The organism is Micromonospora jinlongensis (assembly GCF_013410645.1).
Classification (GTDB): domain Bacteria; phylum Actinomycetota; class Actinomycetes; order Mycobacteriales; family Micromonosporaceae; genus Micromonospora; species Micromonospora zamorensis.
Window position 1 is genome coordinate 2,318,943 of sequence record NZ_JACCHK010000001.1, and the last position, 12,283, is coordinate 2,331,225.

At 70.4% G+C, this 12,283-nt stretch carries 10 protein-coding genes; 1 reads left to right on the plus strand and 9 read right to left on the minus strand.

Going from position 1 to position 12,283, the window contains the following annotated elements; translation table 11 throughout:
• Window positions 1-88: 88 nt before the first annotated feature.
• The 7 genes from secG to rapZ all read right to left on the minus strand — a co-directional run bounded on the left by secG (window position 89) and on the right by rapZ (window position 6,793).
• Window positions 89-349, minus strand: coding sequence for a preprotein translocase subunit SecG (gene secG, locus HNR22_RS09825; protein WP_179780097.1), 261 nt, complete (start codon window positions 347-349; stop codon window positions 89-91).
• 96 nt (window positions 350-445) lie between these two features.
• The gene (gene tpiA / locus HNR22_RS09830) at window positions 446-1,237 is read right to left on the minus strand and encodes a triose-phosphate isomerase (protein WP_179780098.1); all 792 of its coding nucleotides are present in this window, start codon (window positions 1,235-1,237) and stop codon (window positions 446-448) included.
• Entirely contained in the window at window positions 1,238-2,437 is a 1,200-nt protein-coding gene (locus HNR22_RS09835; RefSeq protein ID WP_179780099.1) for a phosphoglycerate kinase, read from the minus strand.
• The gene (gene gap / locus HNR22_RS09840) at window positions 2,434-3,438 is read right to left on the minus strand and encodes a type I glyceraldehyde-3-phosphate dehydrogenase (protein WP_179780100.1); all 1,005 of its coding nucleotides are present in this window, start codon (window positions 3,436-3,438) and stop codon (window positions 2,434-2,436) included. Before gap ends, HNR22_RS09835 begins: the two co-directional genes overlap by 4 nt.
• A 266-nt stretch (window positions 3,439-3,704) precedes the next feature.
• Window positions 3,705-4,685: a DNA-binding protein WhiA gene (whiA, locus tag HNR22_RS09845; protein ID WP_030337350.1), complete on the minus strand. Its 981-nt coding sequence runs from the start codon at window positions 4,683-4,685 to the stop codon at window positions 3,705-3,707.
• A gap of 54 nt (window positions 4,686-4,739) precedes the next feature.
• Window positions 4,740-5,864, minus strand: coding sequence for a gluconeogenesis factor YvcK family protein (locus HNR22_RS09850; protein ID WP_179780101.1), 1,125 nt, complete (start codon window positions 5,862-5,864; stop codon window positions 4,740-4,742).
• The gene (rapZ, locus tag HNR22_RS09855; protein ID WP_425488046.1) at window positions 5,861-6,793 is read right to left on the minus strand and encodes an RNase adapter RapZ; all 933 of its coding nucleotides are present in this window, start codon (window positions 6,791-6,793) and stop codon (window positions 5,861-5,863) included. Before rapZ ends, HNR22_RS09850 begins: the two co-directional genes overlap by 4 nt.
• A 171-nt stretch (window positions 6,794-6,964) precedes the next feature.
• Here rapZ and recQ point away from each other — a divergent pair, with 171 nt between their 5' ends.
• Complete coding sequence (gene recQ / locus HNR22_RS09860) at window positions 6,965-8,806, plus strand: DNA helicase RecQ (protein ID WP_179780102.1); 1,842 nt, start codon at window positions 6,965-6,967, stop codon at window positions 8,804-8,806.
• 62 nt (window positions 8,807-8,868) lie between these two features.
• On the opposite strand, the gene HNR22_RS09865 is transcribed toward recQ, so the two are convergent.
• Together HNR22_RS09865 and uvrC are read right to left on the minus strand one after the other, a co-directional pair.
• A complete protein-coding gene (locus HNR22_RS09865; RefSeq protein ID WP_179780103.1) occupies window positions 8,869-9,528 on the minus strand; it encodes a C39 family peptidase in 660 nt (219 codons plus the stop codon).
• A 640-nt stretch (window positions 9,529-10,168) separates the two neighbouring features.
• Window positions 10,169-12,157, minus strand: coding sequence for an excinuclease ABC subunit UvrC (uvrC, locus tag HNR22_RS09870; RefSeq protein ID WP_179780104.1), 1,989 nt, complete (start codon window positions 12,155-12,157; stop codon window positions 10,169-10,171).
• Between the last annotated feature and the right edge of the window lie 126 nt (window positions 12,158-12,283).

A 12,283-nucleotide genomic window follows, 5' to 3' on the forward strand; every position in this document is an offset into this window, starting at 1 on the left:
GCGGGCGACGCGGTGCAGCGGAGAAAAGCCTGCGCGCGGCCCGTCGTGTGACGGACCGCGCGCAGATTGTACGACTTGACGCGCTTGCTCAGGAGATGCTGTTCATCTGCAGGCGCAGCCAGAGCCCGAGGCCGACGATGGAGGCGAACCAGACAACGCTCACCAGAACGGTGTAACGGTCCAGGTTCTTCTCCGCGACCGACGACCCGGCGAGGCTGGAGCTGACGCCACCGCCGAACATGCTCGACAGACCGCCGCCCTTGCCGCGGTGCAGCAGGATCAGCAGGGTGAGCAGAATGCTCGTGATGACCAGCAACACGATCAACGTGTATGCGAACCAGATCGGCATGGCTGGGGTCAGTTCCTCTCGTAGCGATCCTCGCCCGGTCTGATCGGGCACGGTGGCACCGACCGGCGGACGGGCGGTGTCAAGGATACCGAGCGATCAGCGAGCGAGGTGCTCCGGGAAGCGGCAGATCTGAGCGAATTCCTCCGCGTCCAGGCTGGCACCCCCCACCAGGCCCCCGTCCACGTCCGGCTGGGCCATGATCGAGGCGACGTTTGACGCCTTGACGGAGCCGCCGTAGAGGACCCGGACCTGGTTCGCGGTGTCCTGGTCGAAGCGCTCCGCCAGTCGCTGGCGGACCGCCCCGCAGACCTCCTGGGCGTCCTCCGGCGTCGCGGTCTTGCCCGTGCCGATCGCCCAGACCGGCTCGTACGCGATCACGACCTGGCGCACCTGCTCGGGGGTGAGCCCGGCGAGGCCCCCGTCGAGCTGGTCCGAGCAGTGCGCCACGTGGGTGCCCTGCTCGCGCACGTCCAGCCCCTCCCCCACGCAGAGGATCGGGGTCAGGCCGTGCGTCAGCGCCGCCTTCACCTTGGCGTTGACCAGCGTGTCGTCCTCGTGGTGGTAGGCCCGCCGCTCGGAGTGCCCGACCACCACGTACGTGCAGCCGAGCTTGGCCAGCAGCGGACCGGAGATGTCCCCGGTGTACGCGCCGGACGCGTGCGGCGACAGGTCCTGCCCGCCGTAGCCGATCAGCAGCTTGTCGCCGTCCACAGCGGTCTGCACGGTACGCAGGTCGGTGAAGGGCGGCAGCACGACCGTCTCGACGTCGGTGAGCTGCTTCTCGGTGAGGCTCGCCGCCAGCTTCTGCACCAGCAGGTTGGCCTCGAGGTGGTTGAGGTTCATCTTCCAGTTGCCGGCCATCAACGGCCGACGGGTGGTGCTCGACATTCAGTTCTCCAGGGCCGCGATGCCGGGGAGGGTCTTGCCCTCGAGGTATTCCAGGGAGGCGCCGCCGCCCGTGGAGATGTGCCCGAAGGACGACTCGTCCAGCCCCAGGGCACGGACCGCCGCCGCCGAGTCACCGCCACCGACGACGCTGAACGCGTCGGCCTTGGTGATCGCCTCGGCGATGCCCCGGGTGCCCGCCGCGAAGGCCGGCATCTCGAACACGCCCATCGGGCCGTTCCAGAAGATCGTCTTCGCCTGGGACAGTGCGGCGCTGAAACCGGCGACCGTCTCCGGGCCGACGTCCAGCCCGAGCCGGTGGCTCGGGATGCCGTCGACGCGGACCGTGTCGTGCGCGGCATCCGGGGCGAACGCGTCCGCCACCACCACGTCGACCGGCAGCATGATCTTGCCGCCGGACCGCTCCAGCAGGTTGCGGCAGGTGTCGACCATGTCCTTCTCCAGCAGCGAGGTGCCCACCTCCAGACCCTGGGCCTTGAGGAAGGTGAAGCACATCCCGCCACCGATGAGCAGCCGGTCGACGGTGGGCAGCAGCGCCTCGATCACGGCGAGCTTGTCGGACACCTTCGACCCACCGAGCACCACCACGTACGGGCGCTCGGGGTCACCGGTGAGCTTGGAGAGCACCTCGACCTCACGCAGCACCAGTCGGCCCGCGACGTGCGGCAGCCGGGCCGGCACGTCGAAGACGCTGGCGTGCTTGCGGTGCACCGCGCCGAACGCGTCGTCCACGTACGCGTCGCCGAACGCGGCGAGCTGGTCGGCGAACGCGGCCCGCTCGGCCTCGTCCTTGCTGGTCTCACCCGCGTTGAACCGCAGGTTCTCCAGGAGGGCGACCTGGCCGTCGGCCAGGTCCGCGACGGTGGAACGGGCGGAATCGCCGACGGTGTCCGTGGCGAAGTGCACCGGGGCGCCGAGCAGCTCACCGAGCCGCCCGGCGACCGGGCCCAGGCTGAACTGCGGGTCCGGCGCGCCCTTCGGGCGGCCCAGGTGCGAGCAGACGACCACCTTCGCGCCGGCCTCGACCAGCGCGCCGAGGGTCGGCAGCACCGCGCGGATCCGCCCGTCATCCGTGATGTCACCGGTCTGCTTGTCGAGCGGGACGTTCAGGTCGGCGCGCACCAGCACGCGCCGACCCGACACCCCCTCGGCGAGCAGGTCGTCGAGGGTCCGGATGCTCACAGCGACGAACCGACCAGCTTGACCAGGTCGACCAGGCGGTTGGAGTAACCCCACTCGTTGTCGTACCAGCCGACGACCTTCACCTGGTTGCCGACAACCTTGGTCAGCGGCGCGTCGAAGATGCACGACGCCGGGTCGGTGACGATGTCGCTGGAGACGATCGGGTCCTCGTTGTAGACCAGGATGCCCTTGAGCGGGCCGTCCGCGGCAGCCTTCAGCGCGGCGTTGACCTCGTCCACGGTGGTCTCGCGACCCACGTTGACGGTGAGGTCGGTGACCGAGCCGGTCGGGATCGGCACCCGCAGGGCGTACCCGTCGAGCTTGCCCTTGAGGTCCGGCAGGACCAGGCCGATCGCCTTGGCGGCACCGGTGGAGGTGGGGACGATGTTCAGCGCGGCGGCCCGGGCACGACGCAGATCCGAGTGCGGCGCGTCCTGGAGGTTCTGGTCCTGGGTGTACGCGTGGATCGTCGTCATCAGACCGTGCTGGATGCCGAACGTGTCGTGCAGGACCTTCGCCATCGGGGCGAGGCAGTTGGTGGTGCACGAAGCGTTGGAGATGATGGTGTGCTTCGCCGGGTCGTAGGTGTCGTGGTTGACACCCATGACGACGGTGACGTCCTCGTTCTTCGCCGGGGCGGAGATGATGACCTTCTTGGCCCCGCCGTCGACGTGTGCCTTGGCCTTGGTGGCGTCGGTGAAGAAGCCGGTGGACTCGATGACGACGTCGGCGCCGACCTCGCCCCACGGCAGCTTCGACGGGTCCTTCTCGGCGTACGCCTTGATGGTCTTGCCACCGACGGTGATCTCGTCGGCGGTGGCCTTGACCTCGTACGGCAGGCGACCGAGGATGCTGTCGTACTTGAGCAGGTGGGCGAGCGTGCCGTTGTCGGTCAGGTCGTTCACCGCCACGACCTCGATGTCGGCGTCAGACGCCAGCACTGCCCGGAAGAAGTTACGGCCGATGCGGCCGAAGCCGTTGATGCCAACCCGGATGGTCACAGGTCCCATCTCCTCGCGTTCTGGTCCGCCGGCTTCAGACAACGGGCCGGCGGGAATGGTGTGCGCCGACCGTTGGAGCCGGCCGTCGACGGTTCATCTCGGCCACCCCGCCGCGCGGTCTGAGGACCTGACCGCCCGAGGCGGTGGGGCACGACGAGGAGTGCCGGTGTCGGCCCCCTTGCCGTACGCAGCGACCATATCCGAGCGTGCGAGACCACGCTGCGCCGGGTAGTGCCCCGGGCGCACCGTGCGGCCCCACCGTCCTATCAGACCACGAGCATGTCGGGCGTGACGGCCGCTTCCGTATCCGGGATGCCAAGGTCGCGGGCCCGCTTGTCGGCCAGCGCCAGGAGCCGGCGGATCCGCCCCGCGATGGCGTCCTTGGTCAGCGGAGGGTCGGCCAACGCGCCCAACTCCTCCAGCGAGGCCTGCCGGTGCTCCAGGCGCAGCCGCCCGGCGTCGGTCAGGTGGTTGGGCGCCTCGTCGGCGAGGATCTCCAGCGCACGGGTGACCCGGGCGGCGGCGGCGACCGCCGCGCGCGCCGAGCGGCGCAGGTTGGCGTCGTCGAAGTTGGCCAGCCGGTTGGCGGTGGCCCGCACCTCGCGGCGCACCCGGCGCTCCTCCCAGGCCAGCACGCTGGAGTGCGCGCCGATCCGGGTGAGCAGCGCGGCGATGGCGTCGCCGTCCTTGACCACCACCCGGTCCACCCCGCGTACCTCTCGGTTCTTCGCGGTGATGCCGATCCGGCGGGCCGCGCCGACCAGCGCCAACGCCGACTCCGGCCCCGGGCAGGTGATCTCCAGCGCGCTGGAGCGGCCGGGCTCGGTGAGCGAGCCGTGCGCCATGAACGCGCCCCGCCAGGCGGAGACCGCGCAGCAGACGTTCGCCGCCACCACGTGCGGGGGCAGCCCGCGCACCGGACGACCCCGCACGTCGAGCAGGCCGGTCTGCCGGGCGAGAGCCTCGCCGTCCTTGACCACGCGCACGATGAAGTGGCTGCCCTTGCGCAGCCCGCCGGAGGCCAGCACGTGGATCTCGCTCGGGTACCCGTAGACCTCCGCGATCTCCCGGCGCAGCCGTCGGGCCACCGCCCCGGTGTCCAGTTCAGCCTCCACCACCACGCGGCCGGAGACGATGTGCAGCCCGCCGGCGAAGCGCAGCAGTGCGGCCATCTCCGCCCGCCGACAGCAGGGCTTGGGCACGTCGACCCGACTCAGCTCGTCCTTGACCGCGGCCGTCATCGCCATTGTGCGTCCCCTCACGGACCGGTTCCGGCGTGTCGCCGGAGATTACGTACGTGTCTAACGATCGGCACCCAGGACAGGCACCAGTGCGGCGCCCAGGGCAGCCGGATCATGGCGGGGAGTGCCACCGGTGACGGCGACGGGGGCGAGGACCAGGCGGGCACCCAGCGATTCTGCCGCACGTTCGACCGGTTCGGGGTCACCCACCGCCTTGGCGTCGGCGAGCACGAGATCCACCTTGAGCTCGGGCAGGTACCAGTGCAGCGCCGCGAGATGATCGGCGACGGAGAGCCCGAGGGTTTCCTTCTCGGCCGCGAGGTTCAACGTGACCAACCGCCGGGCCGAGGTGGACACAATAGCGTCGGCCAACTGCGGCACCAGCAGGTGCGGGAGAACGCTGGTGTACCAGCTGCCCGGTCCGAAGATCAACCAGTCCGCCGCCCTGATCGCCTCGATCACCTCGGCGCAGGCCGGCGGGGCGGACGGGGTGAGGCGCAGCGACTCGACCCGCCCGGTGGTGACCGCCACCTGGTGCTGGCCGCGCACGGTGCGTACCTCGTCGGGGGCGGCCGGGTCGACACCGCGGACCTGCGCCTCGATGCCGACCGGCTGACGGGACATCGGCAGCACCCGGCCGACGGTGCCCAGCATCGCGCCGGCGTGCTCCAGCGCGGCCACCGGGTCGCCCAGCATCTCCATGAGGCCGCAGAGCACGAGGTTGCCCACCGCGTGCCCGGCCAGCCCGTCGGTGCGGGTGCTCGCCCGCTCAGCGCCGGGGACGGTCACGCCGGGACCGTGGGCGCCCTGGTCGTCTGGGCCCTGGCTGTCTGCGTCCTGGTCGCGCGGGTCGGGGTTGCGGCCGTCGGTCGCCGTCGGGGCCGGGTCGGCTTCGCCGAGCGGGGGTACGCCGGCCGGCACGGCGGCGAAGCGGTGCTGGAACAGCCCGGCGCTGCGGCGGGTCGCCGGGTGGTCCCCGGCCAGCGCCACCAGCGCCTGACGCAGATCACCCGGGGGCAGACCACCCCGCTCGGCCCGCAACCGGCCACTGGAACCCCCGTCGTCACCCACGGTGACCACAGCGGTGATGTCGAGGTCGAGTTCGGGGGCGCAGTGACGCAGCGCGCGCAGCGAGGCGGACAGCCCGTGCCCGCCGCCGAACGCCACCACCCGCCGGGCCGTCATTCCCGCCCCAGGTCGCGGTGCTGGGCGTTGGCCGCCAACCCGGAGTGGCGCAACCGCCCGGCCAGCTCCTCGGCGATGGCCACGCTGCGGTGCTTGCCGCCGGTACAGCCCACGGCGACCGTGAGGTACCGCTTACCCTCCCGCTCGAAGCCGGCGGTGGTGGCGTTGACCAGGTCGGCGTACGAGGCGACGAAGGCGTCCGCACCCTCCTGACCCAGCACGTACGCGCTCACCGCCTCCTCCCGACCGGTGTGTTCCCGCAGCTCCGGCACCCAGTACGGATTGGGCAGGAAGCGGGCGTCCAGCACGAAGTCGGCGTCCGGCGGCAGACCGTACTTGAAGCCGAACGACAGCACGGTGACCCGCAGCCGGCGGGCGTCCTCGCCGCCGAACAACTCCTCGATGCGCCGACGGAGCTGGTTGACGTTCAGGTGGCTGGTGTCGACGATCACGTCTGCCTGGTCGCGCGCCTCCTCGAGCAGCCCGCGCTCCACGGCGATGCCGTCGGCCAGCCGCCCGTCGCCCTGAAGCGGATGCGACCGGCGCACACTCTCGAACCGTCGGATCAACACCTCGTCGTCGGCGTCGACAAAGACCACCCGGGGCGAGAACCCGCGGTCCTTGAGCTCACGGATCGCCCCGGCCAGGTCCGTGGAGAAGGCCCGGGACCGCACGTCCAGCACCATCGCGGTACGCCGAGCGGCCCCGCCCGCCTTGAACGCCAGCTCGGCCATGTCCAGCATCAGTGCCTGCGGCAGGTTGTCGACCACGTAGTAGCCGACGTTCTCCAAAGCCCTGGCAACCGTGCTGCGGCCACCGCCGGAGAGGCCGGTGACGACCACGAGTGTGGTCTCCGACTCGGCCGACACCTGCCCGTCAACCGCCGCCGGGTCGTCGATCCGGTCACCGGTTGTGCGCGCCTCGCTCACCCGTACCCCCAAGCCGTGGCGCCGCGGCCGCCGTTGGCCGCGATTGGTCAATCAGCGACTCTATCCCGCCACCGGCGCAAGCCCGCGCACCCGCCACGGGTCGTGGGGTGAACGCCCTTCGCTCGGGTGCGCCGGGTCGGCGGTGTCGGGGTGGGCTCGTAGACTCCGCGGATGGCTTCCCCCACCGACCTGCGTACCGAGGACGCGCTGCCGGTGCTGCGCCGGGTGTTCGGTTACGACGCCTTCCGCGGTTTCCAGCAGGACGTGATCGACCACGTGGTCGCCGGCGGCGACGCGCTGGTGCTGATGCCCACCGGTGGTGGCAAGTCGCTGTGCTACCAGATCCCCGCCCTGGTCCGCGACGGTGTCGCGGTCGTCGTCTCCCCGCTGATCGCCCTCATGCAGGACCAGGTGGACGCGCTCACCGCAGTCGGCGTCCGCGCCGGGTTCCTCAACTCGACCCAGACCCTCGACGCCCGGCGTCGGGTCGAGGCGGCCTTCGTCGCCGGCGAGCTGGACCTGCTCTACCTCGCCCCGGAGGCGCTCGGCGTCCGGTCCACCCTCGCCCTGCTGGACCGGGGTCGCATCTCCCTGTTCGCGATCGACGAGGCGCACTGCGTGTCCCAGTGGGGGCACGACTTCCGCCCCGACTACCTGGCGCTGTCGATGCTGCACGAGCGGTGGCCGGAGGTGCCGCGGATCGCGTTGACCGCCACCGCGACCAGCGCCACCCGCACCGAGATCGCCACCCGGCTCAACCTCGACGACGCCCGGCACTTCGTGGCGAGCTTCGACCGGCCCAACATCCAGTACCGGATCGTGCCCAAGCGGGAGCCGCGCAAGCAACTGCTGACGCTGCTGCGCGACGAGCACCCCGGCGACGCCGGGATCGTCTACTGCCTGTCCCGGGCCTCGGTCGACAAGACCGCCGAGTTCCTCGTCGCCAACGGGGTCGCCGCACTGCCGTACCACGCGGGTCTGGACGCGGCCACCCGCGCCGCCAACCAGCAGCGCTTCCTGCGGGAGGACGGTCTGGTCATGGTGGCCACGATCGCCTTCGGCATGGGCATCGACAAGCCCGACGTGCGGTTCGTCGCCCACCTCGACCTGCCCAAGTCCGTCGAGGGCTACTACCAGGAGACGGGCCGCGCCGGGCGGGACGGCCTGCCGTCCACCGCCTGGCTCGCGTACGGGCTGCAGGACGTCGTCCAGCAACGAAAGATGATCGAGACGTCCGACGGCGATCTTGCCCACCGCCGCAACCTCGCCGCCCACCTGGACGCGATGCTCGCCCTCTGCGAGACGGTGCGTTGCCGGCGGGTCCAGTTGCTCGAATACTTCGGCGAGACGTCCACGGCCGCCTGCGGCAACTGCGACACCTGCCTCACCCCACCGGAGACCTGGGACGGCACGGTCGCCGCCCAGAAGTTGCTCTCCGCGGTCTTCCGCCTCGACCGTGAGCGCAACCAGCGGTTCGGCGCGGGGCACTGCATCGACATCCTGCTCGGCAAGCAGAACGACAAGATCAGCCAGTACGGTCACGACTCGCTGACCGTCTTCGGCATCGGCTCCGAACTGAGCGAGGCGGAGTGGCGGGGCGTCGTCCGGCAACTGCTCGCCGAAGGGCTGCTCGCCGTCGAGGGTGACTACGGCACGCTGGCGCTGACCGAGGCCAGCGCCGACGTGCTGGGTCGCCGCCGCACGGTCACGATGCGCCGCGAGCCGGAGAAGCCAGCTTCGAGCCGCTCGTCGAAGCCGCGCGGCTCGGCCACCGTCGTGGCCGAGCTGGCCCCGGCCGCCGCGTCGCTCTTCGAGCGGCTGCGCGGCTGGCGGGCGACCACCGCCAAAGAGCAGGGCGTCCCTGCGTATGTGATCTTCCACGACGCCACTCTTCGACAGATCGCCAGCGACGCGCCGGGCTCGCTTGCCGAGCTGTCCCGCGTCAGCGGGGTCGGCGAGAACAAGCTCGCCAAGTACGGCGAGCAGATCCTGGCCGTCCTCGCCGAGGACTGAGGACGTGACGAAGGGCCGGTCCCCGTGGTGGGGTCCGGCCCTTCGTGGTGTGTGGGTCGCGGTCAGCTGGTGGCGTAGCCGCGGGTGGCGATCCAGTCGGCGAGGTGCTCGACGGTGACCTCGTAGGAGGCGGTGTTCGGGTCGGCGGAGTCGGCGATCTTGACGATGTTGCCGTTGTCGCGGTAGCCGACGACGCTGATGTAGTGCCCGCCCTCGTAGGAGTGGGTGGTGCCATCAGTGTCGGTGCTGGTGCCGGCGATGTTGGCGATCACGGCCCGACCGTCGTCAACGGTCTTGACGATGTCAGCGCGCAGCTTGTCGGTCTGCTTCGCGTCGGCGTTCGAGTTCTTGATCTCGACCGACCGGTAGGCGTCGTTCTTACCGGTTTCCTTGTTCAGCACGGGGGTGATGTCGTTGATGGAGTTGGTGCCGGCCTCGGTGGTGCCCATCTCCTTGGCCATGTCATCAACGTTGATGTTCTTACCCTGCACACTCAGGGCGTTACGGGTCGCGGCGGGCCCGCAGTAGTAGAAGTTCGGCTGCGCCTCGTAGCGCACACCCAGCTGACGCTCACCGGCCGGCTTACGATCCGACTGCGCCTGCGAGGCCGGCTTCGCATCCGACGCCGCATACGCGGCGGTGACAGGTCCGACGATCGCACCACCGGTGAAAGCCAGACCAGCGGCGGTGAGTGCGGTCTTACGAATCAGATCGGTACGCATGATGGCGTGCTCCTCTGCATCGGGGGTGTCCGCACGGCACCTCACAAGGGGGTACGGCGACCGTGCGGGAAAGTCTCGCGACAAACGCCGGCGATCCTCGGGGGACCTGCTCGGGCGTTGCGGGGGATGTAACCGGGGCGGCCCAGCGGATGTTCCCGGCCGGTGCGCCCTGCCCCACGACCCGAAAGTCGCGGTGGCATGCCAGGTATAACGACCCCGCCCGGCCCACGATTCCGCCCCCACGGTGGCCCCGGCCACGGGACAGCCCGCCCCAAACCGGACAACCACCCCACGGCCGGAACCGCGAACCGGACACCACACCCAACCCCACCCCGCGTGGGCAATCCAAGATCCGCGCACTTTCCGGGAAACTGCTGCCTCAGATCGCGGCGAGGCAGCAAGTTCCCTGAAGCTGCGCGGATCTTGACCCGAGCGGCGGGCAGCGGGTTGGCGGTGGGCCGGGCTGCGGGCGGCGGGCGATATCGGACGCCGTCGCCGGGGATGCCAGGGACCGCGCAGCCCCCAAGATCGTGCTCGATCCAGGAAACAGGCCCCACCCGGCGCCGACGAGGCCACTACAACCACGATCGAGCACGATCATGCGTGCCGCGACTGACCGCCGAGGGGCGCGAGGGCGGCGTCAGGTGCCGGGGGTCGCCTCCGCGCTTTCGTCGGTCTTCGTGTCCTTGTCGAGGGCGGCCAGGATCGCCTCGGCGGTGCGTCGACCCACCCCGGGCACCTCGGTGATCTCCTCGACCGTTGCGGCAGAGAGCCGCTTGAGTGAGCCGAAGTGCCGCAACAACGCCTTGCGCCGCACCTCGCCGAGGCCGGGTACGTGGTCGAGTGCCGACTCGGTCATCCGCTTCGAGCGGCGCTGCCGGTGGAAGGTGATGGCGAACCGGTGGGCCTCGTCGCGGATGCGTTGCAGCAGGTAGAGACCCTCCGAGGTGCGCGGCAGGATGACCGGGAACTCGTCGTCGGGGAGCCAGACCTCCTCCAGCCGCTTGGCCAGGCCGCACAACGCCACGTCGTCGATGCCCAGGTCGGCAAGGGCCTGCGCGGCCGCCGCGACCTGCGGAGCACCGCCGTCGACGACCACCAACTGCGGCGGGTACGCGAACTTCCGCGGACGGCCGGTGGTCGGATCGATCAGCACACCGACCTGCGGCTCAGCCGCGTCTTCCGGGGTGATCGGGTCGTCGGCCGACTCGACGCCCACCTCGCCCGTCTCCGCCCGCGCGTCCAGGTAGCGGGCGAAGCGACGGCGCAGCACCTCGGACATCGCGGAGAGGTCGTCGGTGGCGCCACGGACGATGAACCGCCGGTATTCGCTCTTGCGAGGCAACCCGTCCTCGAAGACCACCATGCTGGCCACCACGTCAGTGCCCTGGATCTGGGAGATGTCGAAGCACTCGATGCGCAGCGGCGAGGTGCGCATGTCCAGTGCTTCGCTGATCTCGTCCAATGCCTTGCCCCGGGTGGTGAGGTCACCGGATCGCTTCAGCTTGTGCCGGGCCAGCGCGTCCTTGGCGTTGCGCTCGACCGTTTCCATCAGTGAGCGCTTGTCGCCGCGCTGCGGCACCCGCAGCGACACCCGGCTGCCCCGGTGGTTGGAGAGCCATTCCGCCAGCGCGTCGGCGTCGGCGGGCAGCTCGGGCACCAGCAGCTCCCGGGGCACGTCGGCCTCCCCGTGCTCACCGCCGTACACCTGGGTGCAGAAGTGGTGCACCAGGTCGCCGGTGGTCAGGTCCTCGGTCTTCTCCACCACCCAGCCGCGCTGCCCCCGGACCCGGCCGTCGCGGACGTGGAAGACCTGCACGGCCGCCTCGAGCGGATCGTCGGCGAACGCGACGACATCGGCGTCGGTGCCGTCGCCCAACACCACGGTCTGCTTCTCCATGGCGCGGCGCAGCGCGGCCACGTCGTCGCGCAGTTTGGCGGCCCGCTCGAACTCCAGCTGCTCGCTCGCCTCGGTCATCTCGCGCTCGATCTTGCGCACCATGGTGTCGGTGCGCCCGGCCATGAAGTCGCAGAACCCGTCCACGATCGCGCGGTGTTCGTCGGCGGAGACGGTGCCGACGCACGGCGCCGAACACTTGCCGATGTAGCCGAGCAGGCAGGGACGACCAACCTGGCCGGCGCGTTTGAACACGCCGGCGGAGCACGTCCGGGCGGGGAACACCCGCAGCAGCAGGTCGAGGGTCTCCCGAATGGCCCAGGCGTGCGAGTACGGACCGAAGTAGCGCACCCCCTTGCGCTTGGCGCCACGCATCACCTGTAGCCGCGGGTATTCCTCGTTGAGGGTCACGGCCAGATAGGGGTACGACTTGTCGTCGCGGTAGCGGACGTTGAACCGGGGGTCGTACTGCTTGATCCAGGTGAACTCCTGCTGGAGCGCCTCGACCTCGGTGCCGACGGTGATCCAGTCCACCGACTCGGCAGTGGTGACCATCTGCCGCGTGCGCTCGTGCAGGTTCCAGACGTCGCCGAAATAGGAGTTGAGCCGGCTGCGCAGGTTTCTCGCCTTGCCGACGTAGATCACCCGGCCGGTGCCGTCGCGGAAGCGGTAGACCCCCGGTAGCTCCGGGATGGTGCCGGGTGCGGGGCGGTAGGTCGAGGGGTCAGCCACGTCAGCAAGCCTAGTCCGCAGCACCGACAGCCCAACTCAAGCTCTAGATCGACTCGGCTTCCGGGAAGTCGGGGTGTCGAGGGATCGCGGACACCCCGACTTCCCGAAACGCGAGTCGATCAGCTG